At 62.8% G+C, this 19,052-nt stretch carries 15 protein-coding genes, 1 tRNA gene and 1 pseudogene; 10 read left to right on the top strand and 7 right to left on the bottom strand.

Going from position 1 to position 19,052, the window contains the following annotated elements:
- Positions 1-29: 29 nt before the first annotated feature.
- Positions 30-1,670 (bottom strand): glucose-6-phosphate isomerase, encoded by a 1,641-nt coding sequence (pgi, locus tag K369_RS08075; RefSeq protein ID WP_036289764.1) that lies wholly within the window; start codon positions 1,668-1,670, stop codon positions 30-32.
- Positions 1,671-1,905: 235 nt separating this feature from the next.
- Between pgi and K369_RS08070 the strand changes: the two genes are divergently transcribed.
- Positions 1,906-2,943, top strand: a complete 1,038-nt coding sequence (locus tag K369_RS08070) for a hypothetical protein (protein WP_198033080.1) — start codon at positions 1,906-1,908, stop codon at positions 2,941-2,943.
- A 16-nt stretch (positions 2,944-2,959) separates the two neighbouring features.
- On the opposite strand, the gene K369_RS08065 is transcribed toward K369_RS08070, so the two are convergent.
- Together K369_RS08065 and K369_RS08060 are read right to left on the bottom strand one after the other, a co-directional pair.
- Positions 2,960-3,940: an L-threonylcarbamoyladenylate synthase gene (locus K369_RS08065; protein ID WP_036289763.1), complete on the bottom strand. Its 981-nt coding sequence runs from the start codon at positions 3,938-3,940 to the stop codon at positions 2,960-2,962.
- The gene (locus K369_RS08060; RefSeq protein ID WP_036289761.1) at positions 3,937-4,683 is read right to left on the bottom strand and encodes a peptidase; all 747 of its coding nucleotides are present in this window, start codon (positions 4,681-4,683) and stop codon (positions 3,937-3,939) included. The genes K369_RS08065 and K369_RS08060 overlap by 4 nt, the downstream gene beginning before the upstream one ends.
- Before the next feature lie 183 nt (positions 4,684-4,866).
- Here K369_RS08060 and K369_RS08055 point away from each other — a divergent pair.
- The 7 genes from K369_RS08055 to K369_RS08030 all read left to right on the top strand — a co-directional run bounded on the left by K369_RS08055 (position 4,867) and on the right by K369_RS08030 (position 11,305).
- Positions 4,867-4,942 (top strand) — tRNA-Ile (locus tag K369_RS08055).
- A 546-nt stretch (positions 4,943-5,488) separates the two neighbouring features.
- Complete coding sequence (locus tag K369_RS26385; RefSeq protein ID WP_156967801.1) at positions 5,489-6,196, top strand: hypothetical protein; 708 nt, start codon at positions 5,489-5,491, stop codon at positions 6,194-6,196.
- 393 nt (positions 6,197-6,589) lie between these two features.
- Positions 6,590-7,318 (top strand): phospholipase D-like domain-containing protein, encoded by a 729-nt coding sequence (locus K369_RS08050; RefSeq protein WP_245278152.1) that lies wholly within the window; start codon positions 6,590-6,592, stop codon positions 7,316-7,318.
- A gap of 95 nt (positions 7,319-7,413) precedes the next feature.
- Positions 7,414-7,902, top strand: a complete 489-nt coding sequence (locus K369_RS08045) for a hypothetical protein (protein WP_051949142.1) — start codon at positions 7,414-7,416, stop codon at positions 7,900-7,902.
- Between the two features lie 74 nt (positions 7,903-7,976).
- Positions 7,977-9,236 carry an IS256 family transposase gene (locus K369_RS08040; RefSeq protein ID WP_036286158.1) on the top strand — a complete coding sequence of 420 codons (1,260 nt, stop codon included), beginning with the start codon at positions 7,977-7,979 and terminating at the stop codon, positions 9,234-9,236.
- Positions 9,237-9,279: 43 nt separating this feature from the next.
- Positions 9,280-9,864 carry a nucleoid-associated protein gene (locus K369_RS08035; RefSeq protein WP_036289759.1) on the top strand — a complete coding sequence of 195 codons (585 nt, stop codon included), beginning with the start codon at positions 9,280-9,282 and terminating at the stop codon, positions 9,862-9,864.
- On the top strand, positions 9,827-11,305 hold the full coding sequence (locus K369_RS08030) for a hypothetical protein (protein ID WP_036289757.1): 1,479 nt from the start codon (positions 9,827-9,829) through the stop codon (positions 11,303-11,305). The genes K369_RS08035 and K369_RS08030 overlap by 38 nt, the downstream gene beginning before the upstream one ends.
- A 132-nt stretch (positions 11,306-11,437) precedes the next feature.
- On the opposite strand, the gene K369_RS08025 is transcribed toward K369_RS08030, so the two are convergent.
- The 3 genes from K369_RS08025 to istA all read right to left on the bottom strand — a co-directional run bounded on the left by K369_RS08025 (position 11,438) and on the right by istA (position 14,372).
- Positions 11,438-11,971 (bottom strand): 3'-5' exonuclease, encoded by a 534-nt coding sequence (locus tag K369_RS08025; RefSeq protein WP_036289755.1) that lies wholly within the window; start codon positions 11,969-11,971, stop codon positions 11,438-11,440.
- A 99-nt stretch (positions 11,972-12,070) separates the two neighbouring features.
- Entirely contained in the window at positions 12,071-12,853 is a 783-nt protein-coding gene (gene istB / locus K369_RS08020) for an IS21-like element helper ATPase IstB (RefSeq protein ID WP_036286363.1), read from the bottom strand.
- Positions 12,843-14,372 (bottom strand): IS21 family transposase, encoded by a 1,530-nt coding sequence (gene istA / locus K369_RS08015; protein WP_156967678.1) that lies wholly within the window; start codon positions 14,370-14,372, stop codon positions 12,843-12,845. Before istA ends, istB begins: the two co-directional genes overlap by 11 nt.
- Positions 14,373-14,630: 258 nt before the next feature.
- Between istA and K369_RS08010 the strand changes: the two genes are divergently transcribed.
- Positions 14,631-15,956 carry a hypothetical protein gene (locus tag K369_RS08010; RefSeq protein ID WP_036289754.1) on the top strand — a complete coding sequence of 442 codons (1,326 nt, stop codon included), beginning with the start codon at positions 14,631-14,633 and terminating at the stop codon, positions 15,954-15,956.
- Positions 15,957-16,041: 85 nt separating this feature from the next.
- Positions 16,042-16,956, top strand: a complete 915-nt coding sequence (locus tag K369_RS08005) for a hypothetical protein (protein ID WP_036289753.1) — start codon at positions 16,042-16,044, stop codon at positions 16,954-16,956.
- A gap of 170 nt (positions 16,957-17,126) precedes the next feature.
- Here the strand turns inward: K369_RS08005 and K369_RS27645 are convergent.
- Positions 17,127-18,244, bottom strand: a pseudogene (locus K369_RS27645) (ISAs1 family transposase).
- Between the last annotated feature and the right edge of the window lie 808 nt (positions 18,245-19,052).

The raw sequence follows: 19,052 nt of genomic DNA, 5'->3' as shown, positions 1-19,052 counted from the left end.
GCCGCCCCGCCAATGGCGCAAGCGGAAAGTCAGGTTTCCCGCCGCCGCCAGCGGATGAGCCCCGCCGTCGAGCCGTCGAGTCCGGCGAGCGGCGCATTCTTGTCCTCCACGATCGGCGCCAGACGATTGGCCAGCTCCTTGCCGAGCTCCACGCCCCATTGATCGAAGGGGTTGATGTCCCAGATCACCGATTGCACGAAGACCTTGTGCTCATAGAGCGCGACGAGGCGACCCAGCGTGCGCGGATCGAGCCGGCGATAGAGCAGCACGCTGCTCGGCCGATCACCGGTGAAGACCTTGTGCGGCGCCAGCGCCTCTACGCGCGCGGCGTCGAGCCCTGCGGCGGCGAGCTGCGCCTTCGCCTCGGCGAGCGTGCGCCCGCGCATGAAGGCCTCGCTCTGCGCGAGGCAATTGGAAACGAGCAGCGCGTGATGATGCGCATCGGCGTCGATCGGCTCGGCGGCGATGAGGAAATCGATCGGCGTGACGTCGGTTCCCTGATGCAGCAGCTGGAAAAAAGCGTGCTGACCATTGGTGCCCGGCTCGCCGAACACGATCGGCCCGGTCGCGAATTCCGCGACGCCGCCGTCGCGCGCCACCGATTTGCCGTTCGACTCCATGTCGAGCTGCTGCAGATAAGCGGGAAAACGCGCGAGGCGCTGGTCATAGGGAATGATCGCCTGCGCCGCCCTGCCCTCGACGTCGCGATGAAACACGCCGATCAGCCCCATCAGCGCCGGAATATTGCGCTCCGGCGGCGCGCTGCGGAAATGCTCGTCCATGTCGAAGCCACCGCGCAGAAATTCGGTGAAATTCTCCGGGCCTATGGCGATGACGAGCGAGAGGCCGATGGCCGACCAGATGGAATAGCGTCCGCCGACCCAATCCCAAAAGCCGAAGACGCGCGACGGATCGACGCCGAATTCTGCGACCTTGTCGAGCCGCGTCGACACGGCGGCGAAATGCGCCGCCACCGCCGCCTCGCCGAGGCGCTCCACGATGAAAGCGCGCGCCAGCGCGGCGTTGGCCATGGTCTCCTGCGTGGTGAATGTCTTGGAGGAGACGATGAACAATGTGCGCGCCGGATCGAGCCCGGCGAGCGTGTCCGCCATATCGGCGCCGTCGACATTGGAGACGAAATGCGCGCGCGGGCCGCCTTTGCCGAAGGGCGCGAGCGCGCGCGCCGCCATGGCCGGGCCGAGATCAGAGCCGCCTATGCCGATATTGACGATATCGCTGAACGGCGCGCCGCCGGCGCCGCGTGACTCGCCCGAACGCAGCGCGCGCGCAAATGCATAGACTTTCTCGCGCTCCGCCTCGACCGCGCCGCGCACATTCTCGCCGCCGACGATGAGCGGGCGATCCGAGAGATCGCGCAACGCCCAATGGGCGGCCGCGCGGCCCTCGGTGACATTGACGGGCTCGCCGGCGAACAGCGACGCGCGCGCGCCCTCGAGATCGGCGGCGCGGGCGAGATCGACGAGCAGACGCATGGTCTCGCCGTCGATCCGATGCTTGGAGAAATCCAGCAGGAAGTCATCCAGCGCCACCGAGAATTTCGTGAAGCGATCGGCGTCGTCGGCAAACAGATCGAGCGTGCGCGTGGCGCGCAAGATCGGCGCACGCTCCTGCAGCGCCGCCATCGCTTTTAGAACGCGCGGACGGGACATCGGGTTTCCTCCCCAGATAACGGCGACCGCTCGCGGCGCGCCGCTTCGTTATTTTCTTCTCGGCCTTCCGCCGGAAAGCGCGCCATTGCGGCGCAACATGCTCTCGACGCCCGCCATGGCGCGAATCGCTTCGCCGCCCGATCTCGGCAGCCATATACGCCGGTTGCTTTCTGACTGTATTATGACACTTACATGTGTGATTTATATCGTTCAGATGACAAGCGGAGGAGCGTCGGTGCGGCAAATTCCTTTCCTGGACGTGAGAGACGGCGGGCCGATCGCCCATGCGACGGCGCGAATCGCGGCGGCCGAGGCGCTGCGCGACGCCTGTCTCGCGCCCATGCCACGCTGGGGCCATGTCTGCCTCGCGCCGCTCGATCGGCTGGCGCGATCCTGGCTGCAGAAATCCGCCTCCCGCTATTTCGAGGATTTGGAGCGCATCGCAGAAATATTGGGGTTCCACGGCGCGGCCACCCTCAACATGTCCTATCTCTTCGCCTGCACCACCCAGGCCTTCGTCGCGCCCGACGGCTCGCCGACGATTCGGCGCTCGCTCGACTGGCCCTTTCGCGGCCTCGGCCGCGGCGTCGAGATCGCCTGGGCCGCAGGGACCGCTGGCGGCTTCTACAATGTGACCTGGCCAGGGGCGATCGGCGTGCTGACGGCCATGGCGCCGGGCCGCTTCTCGGCCGTGATCAATCAGGCGCCGATGCGCCGCCGCGTCGAAGGTCTCGCCGGATTCCCGTACGACTTCACACTCAACCTCGCCAATGCGCTGAAATACGAGACCGGCTGGCCGCCGGATCATCTCTTGCGCTACGCTTTCGAGACTTGCGCTACCTTCGAGGAGGCGGTCGCTCTGCTCGCGCGCGAGCCGCTGGCGCGGCCGGTGCTGTTCACGCTGACGGGAACCGCGCCGCATGAGATCGCGCTGATCGAGCGGACCGAGCGCGAGGCCAATGTGCTGCGCGGCCCGGTCATCGTCGCCAATGATTGGCAGCAGCCGCGCGCCGGCTGGCGCGGGCGCATGGGGCCAGAGAACAATGAAGCCCGCCGCGCGCTGATGCGCGAAACATCCGCCGACGCCGCGCCCTTCGCCTGGGCCATTCCGCCCGTGCTCAATCACACGACGCGCCTCGTGGTCGAGATGAGCTCGAGCCACGCGGATGGTCTCGCTGCGCGCGGCTATGAATGCGCGCCATGGCGCAGCCTGCCTGAGCCGGCGACGATGGATTTCCGCCTCGGCGACGGCGCAGCCGCCCTTGCGGCATGAATATTCAGGCCGCTGATTACTTCGGCGCAGCGGCGCGCCGCAGACGATCATTGATCGCCTCGCCGAGCCCATGCGCCGGAATCGGCGCGACGGCCACAGCCTTCGCGCCGCTGGCGTCCAGCTCGCGCAAATAGAGGAAGAGATTGGCCGCCGCCTCCTCGAGATCGGCGGATGGGGACAAATCCATGATCGGCCCCGCCTCGCCCCGCTCGGCGAGGCGGCCGCCGAAATCGAGCCCGGCCTCGCCCACGCGCAGCTCTTTCGCCTCGAGCCGCAGCCGCGCCAATGGCGCATAATGGGAGGCGGTCATCCCCGGCGCGACGATCGCCGCCGCGCCGTCCTCGCCCTCCAGCGGCGCGCCCAGGACATCCTCCAGCGCCTCTCGCGCCAGGGCGCCCGGCCGCAGCAGCCGCGGCCGTGCGCCTAGAAAGGCGACGATCGTCGATTCGACGCCCTTGTCCGCCCGCCCGCCATCGATGACGAGATCGACCCTCGCGCCGAGATCCTCCAGCACATGCGCCGCCGTCACCGGGCTGACATGGCCGGAGCGATTGGCGGAAGGCGCCGCGATCGGCCGCCCCGCGGCCAAAATCAGCGCCCGCGCGACCGGCGCCGACGGCGCCCGCAGCGCCACGCTCGCGAGGCCGGCGCGCGCCAGCTCGCAGACCGAGCCGCCCGCCGCCCGCGGCGCCACCAAGGTCAGCGGCCCCGGCCAAAAAGCCTCGGCGAGCCGCAGCGCCTCCAGCGGCAGTTCCGCCTCCCGCCGCGCCGAGTCGATATCGGAGACATGGGCGATGAGCGGATTGAAGCTCGGCCGTCCCTTGGCGGCGTAGATTTTCGCCACCGCCGCGGCCGAGGTCGCATCCGCCCCGAGCCCATAGACCGTCTCAGTGGGAAATGCGACGAGCCCGCCCTCGCGCAAAATTCGCGCGCCTCGTTCGATCGCCTTCTCCCCGGCCGGCGCGCGCCGCGCCGCGCCGTCGTCGCTGCGCGTCATCGCGCCCCGCCATAGGGCGGCGTGGGAATGGCGATATGGGCGGCGCGAAGCGCCCGCGACCAGCTCTCGCGCAGATCACGGAAATAAGGATCGGAGCCGTCTATGCGCGTCGAGACGTCAGTGCGCAGCGCGTCACGGCGCAGCAGAGCGATATCGACCGGCAGGCCGACGGAGAGGTTGGAGCGAATTGTCGAATCCATGGAGATGAGCCCGATCTTGAGCGCGTCGAGCACATCCGTGTCGAAGGAGACCGCGCGGTCGAGGATGGGCTTGCCATATTTGTGCTCGCCGATCTGCAGATAGGGCGTGTCCTGCGTGCATTCGATGAAATTGCCGGCCGTATAGACCATGAACAGCCGCAGCGGGCCGGAGCCGATCTGCCCGCCGAACAGCAGCGAGACGTCGAAGCTGACCCCCGAATCCTCCGCCCCCTCCCCCGCCATGGCGTGCGAGCGCCGAACGGCGCGGCCGACGAGCTGCGCGGCCTCCAACATGCCGGGCGCGTCGACGAGACGCTCGATCTCATGAGTCTCGGGATTTTCCAGCCCTTCCGCGAGCAGAGTGACGGCGCCCTGGGTGACGGAGAGATTTCCGGCGGTGGCGAGCATCATGACGCGCTCGCCCGGCTGCTCGAAGACATGGAGCTTGCGAAATGTGGAGATATTGTCGAGCCCCGCATTGGTGCGGGTGTCGGCGATCATGACGAGGCCGCCGCGCACGAGAATGCCACAACAATAGGTCATCGCCGCTCCGATAGCTCTGGCCCGGCTCCGACGCCGGGCGCGTCCGGCGGGCGGGCGGCGCAACTTAGCGCATCGCAAGGGAATTGGCCGCGCGAAAATCAGCCGGCGCCCAATTTTCGATCGGGCGTTGCGGCGCGGCGCGAATCCGCTATAGGAACATTATTCCCGGCCGAAACGGCGGCTGGGCCGGTAGCTCAATGGTTAGAGCCGGCCGCTCATAACGGTCTGGTTGCAGGTTCGAGTCCTGCCCGGCCCACCAGGGAGGCCCGTCTGTCGTCACAGGTTTGAACCGACTCAACTTGCTAATACCCAGTGGGGCAGCGAGCCGTATAGCCGAAATAACCTCATACAGCTCTCGACGCCTTTTCGAGAAACTCCCGCCATGTGTCGAGGTGGCGCCTGAGTTCCCCATGAAAATGGCATGCTTAGAAATTTGAATCGCTTTTCTTGTCCTTCATGATTGAATGGCCATCGCCGGCATTCTGCGGTTCCATCCACATTAGAGACTGACATTGGTTACCATAATACATTATTTTTCGGATAGCACAAAGCGACGGAGACGCTTCCGAGGCTCTAGAAGGCGCTGAAAAACGTCTCCAGAAAGGCCAGCCGTTCGCTCCGACCGCCCGCAGTGAGCGCCTATCGACACACTAATGCCTCGCTGGACAATAGCTACGGAAAGCGAGGAAGACGCGCGCTTTCGTCACCACCTGCCCGGTGGCCGGCCCGAAATTTTGCTCTCAGCATTTATTAACAGCATTGTAGTCAAGTTACCGCTGTGAATTTCCTGACGCTCAAGTGTGCCATGTCCAAACCGCCAAATGGTCCTCGCCCGCAAGAGGAGCAAATTCCCGCCACTTCCGGCTCCATCGACCCAAGCGACCGTTGGCTCTCTGAGCACGCAAAGGCGCTGACCAAAGATCACACGGCTATCGCCAGCTCAGATGCATGGGGTAGGCTTCTTGACTTCAAAATAGAAACCGAAGATTCGATGCTAGTTCCACTAAAGCGAGACTTGTGCTACATTGTTAATGCAAATGTTGTATTCTATAAAGCCGCAAGGAGATCGTCAAGAAAAAAATCTGAGTGGCGGCAGATAGCGCCATCAATAAAGCACATCCATGTTAAATCTCGCACATCAGAGCACGCATCATCCGGAATTGAAGCTATTTATTTCTATTGGATGAATTACTGCCTGTCTCTTATGAGGATTTCACAAATATATACACAAGTTCTCGGAAACAATAAAAGAGACATTCCAGAATTCATGTCTGATATTTTCTCAATAGCGCAGCTTCCAATGTTGAGCGCCTCGACTGTGCGCAATCTCTGCAAATGGTCAGAAATTGAGTGGGAGGGCGAATGGAGCATCGGCAAACTTGTCGGGCAAAATTATGAGTTGAATAAATATCCACGCCTCTATAAAAGAGCTGAGACACACGCACTGAATTTGTTTCTGGAATCTGCCCACTCAATCAAGCAAAGTGACAATCATACGGATAACATATGTTAACAAATATTATTATGTCGACGGCTTCATTACGGCCCACCCAAGATAATGGCACCTCCGACTAATCCGGAAAATTCATGGCTGGTTGGCGGAGGGGTACGGAACTTTGATTCAACGTAGAATTTGGTTGTCTAGGCCAACTCGCGCCATTTCGACGCCGCAACGCCCCGCCATGAACGATCCTACCCTGCCACTTTCCAGCCTGTCATCTGTTTCCCTCACGCGCATTCCACACCTGGCTGCGAAGTGAAGCCAGGGCGAGCGCCCTCGAAGTCCGAACCCTTCCTTCCACTCACAAACAGAGCACAACGACGCTCTCCCCCATGGACAACGCCATATTTGTTCCGTATATGTTCTTTAATGGTACGGTGGTAGTGGGATGTCGGGGGATTGGAAGTGAGAGCCGTCTTCGCACTCGCGATTATTCTGGTCCTATCGAGAGCAACACCTACCCACGCCGAGCAGGTCGAGATCCACTACGCGCCGGTTGAAAACCTCGAACGCGTGGACGTCGGGCTGCTCCGCTCGGCACGCGCCAAGATCGACATGGCGGCCTATTCTCTGACGGATCGGGCTGTCATCGACGCCCTGATCGACGCCCGCCACCGTGGAGTCGCCATCAGGATAGTCCTCGACCCTACCCAGCGGCATGCATACGACCGCCTGCGGGAGATCGCGGACAACGTCCGCATCAAAGCGTCGGGCGATCTTCTGCATCTGAAGTCCTACTCCCTCGACGGCGAGGTGATTCGCTCGGGGTCCGCCAATTTTTCCGCGTCCGGCCTCAAGCGGCAGGACAATGACATCATCGTCGTGCGCGAGCGGACCGCAGCATTGGGCTTCGATGCGCGTTTCGAACAGATATGGGCCGCAGCCGCGCCGATGGCGCAGGCCAACCGCTACTCCCAGACCTCCCCCACGGCGTTCGCGAATCCCGAGGCAGACGTGGACGCGCGCTCCTGCCCGATCAAGGGCAACGTCAATCGCAAGGGCGAACGCATCTATCATGCACCCGGCGGTCGCGATTACAATCGGGTGACGATGAAAGGCGTCGGCGCCCGGTGGTTCTGCTCCGAGGAGGAAGCTGTCGCAGCAGGATGGCGCCGCGCCGGCTCAAATCGATAAACGCCAGCGAGAATTGGACCGGCGCAGCAACCATCGATAAAAGGACGAAGCGTCCCGGCGGCATTTGAGCAGATTCGTTACGGAGATCATCAGGCATGGCGTTCCTGACCGATGAAGAAAAAGAGAATTTGACGATCGAACGGATGATCTTCCACATCGTCGGACCGGACATGGACGAACCTCAAATATTGGACGAAATATCCCCTCCAGAGCACGACGACTTCTTTCTGGGGCGCATCCGGACAGCTCTCCGCGGCAACCTATTCGAATTTCGCGAGAAATCCCCGACCGAAGCCAACCTGAAGCGAATTCTAGCCGAGCCTGCGGTTTTTCAGGAAGTTTCCGGCGATATCGCCCGCGACTTCCATCGCCAGCATATCACAAGCGCCAGCAACGGCGTCTTCTTCCTTTTTCAAATCAGCGCGGGACGCGGAAGTCTATTTGCCCTGATCAAATACGACATCGACGACGTCGTTCACTACAAGATCGAGGCGCGTTCCAGCGGCCACCACAAGGCGAAACTCCAACACCTCAACGAAAACTTCGTCAAGAAGCCTGAGGGAGCTATGGCCGAAAGTGGGTGATGACGGCGTGAGGCAGGCGGCGTAACGGGGTTGGTGACCAAACCTGCCCGAACCTCCCGAAGGAGCGTTACGCCATGACCGAGAATAATGTTGTCGCCTTCAAACAGGAAGGCGCAATCGACGACCCGCTCACGGAAATCCTGCGTTCCGGCGCGAAGCGGCTGATCGAGCAGGCCGTTGAGGCGGAGTTCGCCGCGTTTTTGGCGCAGCACGCCGATCTGAAGCTGCCGGATGGGCGCCAGCGCGTCGTTCGTCACGGCCATGACCCTGTCCGCGCGATCCAGACGGGCGTTGGGCCTGTCGAGGTGGAAAAGCCAAAGGCGCGCGACCGCGGCGCTGGCGACGACGAGCGCATCCGCTACGCCTCGTCGATCCTGCCGAAATGGGCGCGGCGCACGAAGAGCCTCGACGTTCTCTTGCCGGCTCTTTATCTGCGCGGCGTTTCAACCGGCGATTTCCAGGATGTGCTGACGGCCTTGCTCGGCAAGAGCGCGCCCAATCTTTCGCCCGGCGTGATCGCGCGGCTGAAGGGCGACTGGGATGACGATTATAGCCGCTGGCAAAAGCGCGATCTGTCGGCGCGGCATTACGTGTATATCTGGGCCGACGGCGTCTATTTGCAAGCGCGAATGGAGCCGCAGGCCGAATGCATGCTGGTGATCATTGGCGCGACGCCAGAAGGCAAGAAGGAACTGCTCGGCCTCTCAGCGGGCATGCGCGAGAGCGCGCAGAGCTGGAAGGAATTGCTCGTCGATTTGAAAGCGCGGGGGCTTGTCATCGCGCCGGAAATCGCCGTCGGCGACGGGGCGCTCGGCTTCTGGAAAGCGCTCGACGAGGCGTTTCCGTCGACGCGCCATCAGCGCTGCTGGGTGCATAAAACGCTGAATGTTCTCGACAAGCTGCCGAAGGCCTTGCACAGCGCCGCGCATAAGGATTTGCGCGAGATCTGGCTGTCGGAGAGCCGCGCGGCGGCGCAGACGGCGATGGATGTTTTCGCCGAGAAATTCGCGGCGAAATATCCGAAGGCGGTCGATTGCCTGACGAAAGACCGCGATGCGCTGCTGACGTTTTTCGATTTTCCTGCCGAGCATTGGACGCATTTGCGAACCTCGAATCCGATCGAAAGCGCCTTTGCGACGGTGCGGCACAGAACCGTGCGCACGAAAGGCGCGCTCTCGCAGGACACGGCGCGACTGATGGTGTTCAAGCTGGTGATAGAGGCGTCGAAAAGCTGGCGCAGGCTGCAAGGACAAAAGCTGTTGCCGAAGCTCATCAGCGGTGTAAAATTCCGCGACGGAATCGAAATCGCGCCCGATCAAAAGTCCGCCGCTTGATTCACGCCGTCACCCACATTCGGGCATAGCTCAGCCTGAGGCGATGCAGAAGGTCGCGCTCATCCGCTTCGACGACGGAACGGCGAAGATTGTCGTGCGCGACAGGAGCCAACCGGACGGCATCTCCGACTATTTTGCCAAATTCCTCTACGCCAAGCGCATCAACACATTGGAGGACATGAGCGGCAAGCTCGCGGAAGTGCTCACGGAAACGTTCAAGAAGCACCGGGAGGCCTTTCCGGAGTCCATTCGCCGCAACGGAACGGAGCGCATTCTGGACGCCCTGCGATCCGAGCCCTCATACGATCCTGAAAACATCGAGCCGCTGATCAATGCGGCCTTCGGTCCGTTGTCGGCAGATTCCCCGGTTCGCAAAACCCTCGAGAAGGCTCTAGACCGGGCCGGCCTGTCGGAAGAGTCGTTCACCGTGAGCGCCGCGGCTGTCCCGAGGCCTCGAAAGCGCCAGATAAGAACAAACGAGGGAGTTCAGATCATCTTCGACCAGGACGCATCCGGCCATACCATCAAGCGGGACCCCTTGGCCGGCGGCGGGGAACGGATCACGATTACGACATCGGGCGTGACATTCGATGACGCAGAACCAGACGATAGTCGCCGACGCAATTGAGGCCAGTCGGGCCGTCGACCGGTTCTTCATCAATGTCACCGATGGGAACCTCGACGTCGGCGGAGCCTTTGACGAATCCTGTCTGGCCGTTTGGCGGCAGGCCATGGAGGCCTGCGCGCAGGACGAGGCCATAAGCGTCCTCTGTTTCGACGAGGACGGAGATGCGATTGTTCCTGCCAGATTGGCGGCGGGCTCCGCCGGCGGGAGCCTGCGCTTCCGAGTAAGGCTGCCGCATTGCGATGGCGCGCAGCATCTCATGGTCCGCGAGCAGTTCCGGGACCTTCTGGCCCGGCCGACCGATTTTGGAGCAGTATCGGTCGTCAGAATTGCGAAATTGCAAAACCCATTCGAGACGGAAGCGTTCGCCGTCGTTCCCTGGACGGATGCTCCGCAACCCGCGCCCCCGCGGTCGCCGCGGCTCGACGCCAGCCCGCGCAGATTCGTGAAGTGCCTCGCGCCGCAGGCGATGGCTCCGACGGAGATCGAGCCTTGGCTCGAAAAGCCGGGCGCGCACGGGCCGTCCGAGTTCCGCAATATCTGGAAGGAGGTCGCCTCGGTCGCCCTTTGCCGAAGCCTGACGAACGAAATCTACATGGACGGCGACGTATTGCAGTGCGTGTTGGCCAGCACGCCGTCGCGGCGCCTGAACTACGGCAACGAAAGAACGCCGACCGACGACGAATTCGAATCCCTCCAATCCTGCGCCCGTTGGATATTCAAGGAAGGTACCGATATCGAGGTTCGTCACACTCTCCTGACCAACGAACTCGGGCGGGAATGGCGCGACGATCGCTCGTTTCTCGACGGCCTATGGACCCGGCTCCGCCCCTCCTTGGACGCGGCCAAGCTCGCTTACAAAGCCCATCTTAAATCCGGCAGCAAGGAGACGCTGAAGTCCCTCTCGGATCTCCGCAAGACCCTCGGGGATGAAATCCAGAAGCTGATGCAACAGACGAGGGATCTGTCGGCCAACGTCTGGCGCGATATCGCCGTCGCCCTCGGCGTCACGGCCATCCGTTTCGGTCTCGATCCGACGAAGATCGAGGGCGCAAGAACCGGGTTCGCCATCATCTTCGCCCTGACGGCGATCTACATCTGGGTCTCCTACTGGATCACGCTCCGAACGAATAAAGAGTTCCTGAAAGTGGTCGACGACACGCGATCGGCCTGGCGCGACAAGCTGTACGGCTATCTCGACAGCGACGACTACGAATCGCTTGCCAGCGGCCCGATCAGAAGCGCGATATCCGCCTACGACCGCACAAAAAAGCGAACGACCGTCGCCGTCGCCATCATCGTCGTCGCGCTGTTCGGCCTCGCGACATGGGAATCGGGAACCTTCGCGCATTTACGGCCAAGGAACGAAGGTTCCGCAGGCGCCGAGGCCGGGAGAGCTACGGCGTCGGAGATTCACGATGGAAAATCAAGAAAAGCACCGTAGCGCCAATTCGCGCTCGATGAAAACAAGCAAGCTGATAGCGACGTGCGAATCTCACTCATATGAGTGTCATCGAACACTCGATATTTCGCGACAGCGACGTGATTTGGATCTGCCAAGGAAGACAGGATTCCGTTACGGAGGCGAAAGGGGTATAACATGCTCCTCGCCGAACAGCTCGACCGCAGACGCCACTGCGTTGGCGTTTAGCTCCTGAGTCGCAAGGATTGCGAGCCGCTTTTTCGGTCGTGAAAGCGCGACGTAAAAGAGATTGCGGGCGCGGTAGTAGCCGCCCTGATCCTTCGCAGCGATGATTCCGGTGTGGCGCAGCTCCAGATACTTCGGCCAGTTATACTGGTTCCAGCCACCGCTCAGGATCACGAGCACATTCTCGAACTCAGCGCCCTTGACGCTGTGTTGCGTGGCGAACGGCGTAAAGCCGTTGATAAACTCGACAAGCGCGACGATCTCCGAGTAGGCGACATTCCTGAGCTTTCGATGGCGCTTCAGCGAATTTGATTCGTCCGCCGTCTCAACGGATCCGAGAGTGGCGATCTCGTCCTCGCGCTTCGCGACCCTGTCAGTAAGCCGAGGGCGCTTGGTCTGCTTCAGGTGGTCAAGCACTTCGCCAATTGTAGCGTTCTTTCGCAGATCGACGAGCTTGTCCATCTGAGCACGCCATTCGGTGTAGATTTCCGTCGAGATTTGACCCGGGATTTCCATTGAGAAGTGACCCGGGTTGAAGATGGCTTGCGGCTCAGTCGGTCGTCAAGTTTTGGTCTTTTCCTTTGCAGGTTTGTCCGCCTTCGCCGAGCTGTCCTTGAACCGGAAGCTGTCGTTTCCAGTTTCGAGGATATGGCAGCGGTGAGTGAGGCGATCGAGCAGAGCCGTCGTCATCTTGGCGTCCCCGAAGACGGCGGCCCATTCGCCGAAGCTCAGATTCGTCGTGATGATGACGCTGGTTCGCTCGTAGAGCTTGCTCAGCAGATGGAACAGCAACGCCCCGCCGGAGCCGCTGAACGGCAGGTAGCCGAGCTCATCGAGGATGACGAGATCGGAATGAACGAGCCGCGCCGCGACTTGGCCCGACTTGCCTTGGTGCTTTTCGGCTTCGAGCGCGTTTACGAGCTCGACGGTGGAGAAGAACCGCACACGCTTTCTGTGATGCTCGATCGCCTGGACGCCGATCGCTGTCGCCAGATGCGTCTTGCCCGTGCCAGGTCCCCCGACCAGGACGGCGTTATGCGCATCCTCGAGGAACTCGCAGCGATGAAGCTGGCGCGCGAGCGCCTCGTTGACCTCACTGCTGGCGAAGTCGAAGCCGGCGAGATCGCGATAGTTCGGGAACCGCGCGGACTTGAGCTGGTAGGCGATCGATCTCACCTCCCGGTCGGCGGTTTCCGCCTTCAAGAGTTGCGACAGGATCGGCAGCGCGGCCTCGAAGGCCGGGGAGCCTTGCTCGGTCAGCTCGCTGACGGCTTGCGCCATGCCGTGCATTTTGAGACTGCGCAGCATGATGACGATGGCGCCGGCGGCGGGATTATGACGCATGGCGCGCCTCCCGACCCTTGCGCAGCGCGTCGTAACGCTCGACATTGGCCTGCGGCTCGGTGGTGAGCGTCAGCGCGTTGGGCGGTTTCACGGGCGGCGCGTCGACCGGCTTGCCGTCCACCAAGCGATGCAACAGGTTCAAGATGTGCGTCTTGGTCGGCGCGCCGGCCTCCAGCGCCAATTGGACGGCGGTCAGCACGGCCTGCTCGTCGTGCTGTAGGACCAGAGCCAAAATCTCGACCATCTCACGGTCGCCTCCCGGCTTCTCGAGCATGCGCTGTTGCAGCGTCCGTAAGGCGACCGGCAGTTCCGCGAAGGGCGCGCCATTGCGCAGCGCGCCCGGCTTGCGCTGGATGACGGAGAGATAATGCCGCCAGTCGTAGACCGTCACGCTCTTGTCGTCATGCGACCGGGCGAAGACGCGGGCGTGCTCGCACACGATCTGCCCCTCGGCGGCGACGACGACGCGCTCAGGGTAGACCCGCACGCTGACGGGGCGATTGGCGAATGAAGCCGGCACGCTGTAGCGATTGCGGTCCAGATGGATCAGGCACGTCGGCGTGACCCGCTTGGTGTGTTCGACGAAGCCGTCGAATGGCCGCGGAGGCTGCATCAGTTGCGGAACCTCCTCGCGCCAAGCCTCCGCGATCGTCCCCGGCTGCGCGCTGTGCGGAATCTCGGCCCACAGCTCGCGGCATCGCGCCTCCAGCCAGTCGTTGAGCGCCGCCAGCGACGGAAAGCTCGGGATTGGCTGCCAGAGGCGATGACGAGCATCCTGAACGTTCTTCTCGATTTGCCCCTTTTCCCAGCCGGAGGCCGGATTGCAGAATGCGGCCTCGAACAGGAAGTGGCTGACCATCGCGGCGAAGCGGGCGTTGACCTGGCGTTCTTTGCCACGCCCGATCTTGTCGATCGCGGTGCGCATGTTGTCGTAGACGCCTCGCCGGGGCACGCCGCCCAGCACGCGGAAGGCGTGGTTGTGGGCGTCGAAGAGCATCTCATGCGTCTGCTGCGGGTAGGCGCGAAGGAAGAACGCACGGCTGTAGGAGAGCTTGAACTGGGCGACCTGCAACTTCGTCCGCTCGCCCGCGATGATCGCCCAATCCTCCGACCAGTCGAACTGGAACGCCTCGCCGGGCAGAAACGTCAGCGGCACGAACGCGCCGCGCCCGCAGGTCTGCTGCTCCCGATGCCGCGCCGCCTTCCACTCGCGCGCGAACGCCGCCACGCGATTGTAGGAGCCGTCGTAGCCGAGGGCGACCAGATCCGCGTGCAACTGCTTGACCGTCCGCTTCTGCTTGCGCGATTTTGCGGCCTCCTGACGCAGCATGTGCGCCAGCTTGTCGGCGAACGGATCGAGCCGGCTCGGTCGATCGGGCGTGGCGAACCCCGGCTCCACGCTGTCCGAGCGCAGGTATTTGCGCACCGTATTGCGCGACAGCCCCGTGCGTCGCGCAATCTCCCGGATCGAAAACTCCTGCCGATATCGCCAGCGTCGGATGACGCTCAATAACTCCATGTCGATCACTCCAAGGTCCCCCACGACGGTCGAGGGGGAAAGGTTCGAACATGGGTCAGTTCTCGGTGGAAAAACTCGTGCTGCCTGGGTCAGCTCTCAGTGGAAATCAACAGAGGACGGACTCGTCGCGGCGTGACGCCCGCGGATCGAACGCGAAAATGAAAGCCGGCCCGAGAGGGCCGGCTTTTTGTTTCAGCTCCGCGCATGCGAGGCGTGGCAGACGAAAGCTTCGACGAGCTTCGAAAGACCGCCCGAACGATGAGCCGCAATCCATTTCCAATCCCAAGCCCGAAACCCCTGCTGTTCCACGAGAGGTGGCAGGCGCCCGTTGGGCAAGGCGGCTTCCACATCGGAGGCATCCATCTTTGCGCGGGCCCGCTCGCCGGCCGAAAATCCGTCTATGTCTACGATTGCGGCTCGATCCCGAAGCGCCATGCCCAAGGCGTCATCGCTCGGCTCCGCGCCGGCGCCATGTTCGACACCATCGACGTTCTGATGCTGTCGCACTTCGACATCGACCACATATGCGGCGTGCCGGATCTGCTCGCCGGCCCGCCGCGGGGGTTCGGCGTCGACACGATCGTCATGCCCTACGTCGACATGGACGAGCGCATTCTCTCGCTCGCCCGCGCCGCCGCCGGCGACCGGGATATCGACGATTTCATGATGCGAATGGTCGACGACCCGCTCGCGGCCCTGTCGGCGTTCGGTCCCCGCCGGATCAATTTCGTCCTCGCGGACGACGACGATCCGCCTGAAGGCCCCGGCTTCGAGCCCGTCGGTCCGAGGCCCCTCGGCGGCGACATCGAGGGGATCGCCTGGACGCTGCAAGCCGCGGGCCCCGGCATTCGCGCGTGGAGCCGCTTCCTTCCCGGCCCCCGCTCCGATCGAGCCGGCGCCGTGGAGCACGTCGTCGCGCGAAACGCCGCACTGCTCGCCCGCGACCCCTGCGGCGCGGAACTCTGGAAGCTTCGCAGCTACGTCAAGCGCGCCGACCCCAAACGGCTCGAGGCCTTCCGCAAGAGAATCGAGCATGCGTTCGGGTGGAGCCGGGGCGACTTCCGCGCCAAGGTGCGGGATCCGGCGGTGCGGCGGGAGATGGCCACCGTGAAGAGAACGGCGGTGGCCCGCGCCTACAGGACCGCGTTCGGCGACAAGAACCTGACCTCGCTCTGCGTCTATTCCGGCCCGTCCGATCCCCATTGCGCGCCGGCATTCGGCCCGCATCGGGACTGGCGTTTCACGACGAAGATCGGGTGGATGGGAACGGGCGACGCCGATCTGCGCGATCCGCGCGCTCTGGCGGAATTCAGGAGCGCCTACGGCGACGATCTCGACCGGGTCGCGACCTTCCTGCTTCCGCACCACGGATCGATCGAGAACTCCGATCCGACCGATCCGGCCTGCGACGCGCGGACGTGGGTCGCTGCCGCCGAGCCCGGAAATCCGCGATGGCGGCACCCCCATCCGAGGCTGCGCGACGCCGTCACGAAACGCGGCGAAATCTTCCGGCAGGTCAAATCCGCACCGGATCACGGTCACTCGGAAACCTTCTGGCTGTTCGCCGACCCGACGACGCCCTGATCGAATTTCGCTCGGGCGAACGGACAGGTCGGCGGCGCGCATCCTCCGCGCCGGCTCGAACGCCATCCAAAGAAAGGAGACCCCCTTGTTCAAACGATTGCTGCTGATCGCGCTCCTGTCGAGCGTCGGGCCCGCGCTCGCGAAAAAGGCCGGCCCGTCACCAGCCCCACTGCCACAGCCAGTACCAGAGCAGGCCAAGGCCGCCAATGACGATGCCCGCGCCGACCATCGCGGCTCCGAGGACCGTCCTGCCATCGTCAAGATACTTCCCCCCGACGACGCCAAGGAAAAGGCCAAGCAGGAGGCAGACGATCGTGCGGCCAAAAGCCAGCTCGAATTTTACACGGTGTGGATTTCCGGGGCGTCGGTGTTCGTCGCCCTCCTCCAACTGGTCGGGATTCTATTGCAGGCCTTCTTCCTGTGGAAGACGATCAGACTGACCCGACAATCCGCCGAAGCCGCGACTGCCTCCGCCAATGCGGCGACCGCCTCCGCCAATGCGCTCCTCGCTATCGAGCGCGGCGTCCTCTCGGAGCGCATCGCCGAGCAGAAGGCCATGAAACTCTTCGAACCCTACGAACTCTACCCGAACAGCCCGGCCATGTGGCCCCTCGAGGTGGAGTTCCACGTCAGCCTCGCCTTCGCCAACACCGGCAGGACCGAAGTCACGATCCTCGAGACGCGTGGCGACGTCGTCTTTGCCGAATCGCTTCCGGACATCCCCGCGACCCTCCCGGAGACCGCCGAGCGCGTCAAACGCCACGTGCTCGGCGCCGGCGTCGAGAGCACCGGCGTCGACCTCGTCGCGAAGATCCGACTCGACTACGAGCAGAGCCGGAAATTGGCCGAAGGCGGCGCGTCCCTGTTCCTGCTCGGAGAGGCGACGTTCGTGGATCTGTTCGGGGACACTGTGCGCCACCGCTTCGCGTGGCAATACATCCGCCGCGGCGACTCGTTCGTTCCACGCCGCCGCGAGGACGAACGCAAGAAACGCCACTAGATCCGCACGGCGGATGCAGGCGCGGGCGATCGGAACCGTCATTCACTCCCCTTCGAATCCCCCAGCGAATCCGTCCCCTGCGACGGGCTCCGGCGGCGCGGATTCCGCTCCGGACCCGGAGATTCGGATGGATTCGCGCGGAGCCCGGGACGGCCAGGGCTGTGCAGTTCTTAACGAGCCCCTGCCATTTCGAGGGCAGCTCGGATATTGAGAGCGGCGCGCCATCTGGCGTTCTTGATGTTGTCGCAACCATCGGCGCGCAGGAGATTATAGGCGAAGGAGCGGAGCCGCGCGACGATGTCCGGGTTCTTGCGAATGCGCGAAGCGTCCTCCGCGAACGCCACGTCGCGCACATAGTGGCTGCCGTTCTCGATGCGCCAATGGCCTCTGATCCATTCGTTCCAACGCTCGGGCGTCGGGCCGGTCGCCGAGGACACCCAATAGACGGTCTCGATCGTCTGCTTCAAAAGACCGGTCGCCGGATCGCGGCGGTAGATTGTGCGCTCCAGCCGCAGCACGGTCTTTATGAGCGGCTCCCACGCCGTATGGCGGAACCACGCCTTCGCTGGAAAGACAGAAAGCTTTCGCGTCTCCCAGCGGTTGCGGCCTTTCGACTGGCTCGTCGCAGAGCCGCTCGGCTTGCGGCCCGCCGCGCCGAGTTCGAGCCGGCGACGCAGGCCCGGTTGATTGTCCTTCACCTGCGTCAGCAGGTGATTGCCGGACGCGATCACGCGTTCGAACAGTTTTTTTGGCAGTGTTCTGCGTCGAGCGTGAACAGGCAGCGCTTCAATCCCAGCGCTTCGATCAGCTCCGGAGCGGTGGGAATCTCATTGCTCTTTTCGGCGACCATCACATGCGCGAGCACGATCCGATCGGCGTGTCGCAGCGCCGACATCATGTGCGCGGCCTTCCGGTCGCTGAACGCATCGAAGCTGCCGCGCAGAGTCTTCCCGTCGACGGCGATCGCCGTCAGCCCCTGCACGGCGGGCGGCGCCGGCATGCTCGCGGCATGACGTCGAAACGCCGCCTCCAACGCTGCCGGATCGACGCCTTGCAGGATCAGCCGCAGACCGGTGTAGGATGGCGTGTAGGGCAGCTTCAGGCCGAAGGCGTCGTTCAATCGCAGACGATGCGCGCGAATGAACTCATGCATCTGCCGATAAGAATTGGCGCCGCCGACCATGGCGATGATCGCGTAGAGCAGCACCGTCGAAAGATCGAACCGCTTGCCTTCTCGGCGACGATGATCCGGAATGTCCCGCAAAATCTCCAGAAGCGACACCTGCATGCGACAACCTCCGATTCGGGTTGTCGCCTATAGATTCACACATCCGTCGCGACGGGAATCGCCCGTCCGCTATAAAGTATAGAGAACTGAACGGCCCTGCCGGGACGGCCCGGGCGCGAGGAATTCGCGGAGAGAGGAAAATTCGAACCTCTCGCGCGTTCTTCCCGATCGGCAGTGATATTTTCTCACGGTACTGGTCGAGAATATACTCCGCCGGCCTCCCTATCCGTGATCTTTATGTCACGGTCCCGGAACTCTATTTCTTCGCCTAGACGTCCCGATCTCGGCCGTCTCTATATCGGATGCCCAAATCAGCCTTTCGCCATTGCCGCGTTCATGGACGATGAATCGTCGATGGTCGGCAATTGGCAAAGCCGAGAGGTCAAGGCAATAGGGAGAAGCTCCTCGAGCGACTTTGCTGCGCGAGACCCGCGGTATCCGCTCTGTAAACTCTTCCGTCGATCAGCAGAGCCGAACTCTCGGATGGACATTTCTCCGGCCAGGTATTTTTCCATAGTAGGCATAGTCCGTAAAACTTTGTATCCGCTTCTCCGCCGAGTTCATTTGAACAAAGCACTCGCTCCTACCCAGACCGCCATACTGCTGCAACTCAATCCAGCTCCCAGCATATCAATTACTGGGTGGCTCTTACCGTGAGCGTGCGTAAATGTCTGATCTGTGTCTCCTTACATGTAATCCAGAGGCCTTGAGGCCAATACAAAAAAAGCTGCCGAATATTCCGCTGCCAACGCTCTTGAGCCCCCGATTGGCCGACAACGTGCCCGCAGCGGACGGCGCGACTTCCGCG

Source organism: Methylosinus sp. PW1, from assembly GCF_000745215.1.
GTDB lineage: Bacteria > Pseudomonadota > Alphaproteobacteria > Rhizobiales > Beijerinckiaceae > Methylosinus.
The sequence above is the reverse complement of the archived record's forward strand: the minus strand, read 5'-3'. Positions and strand labels throughout refer to the sequence as shown.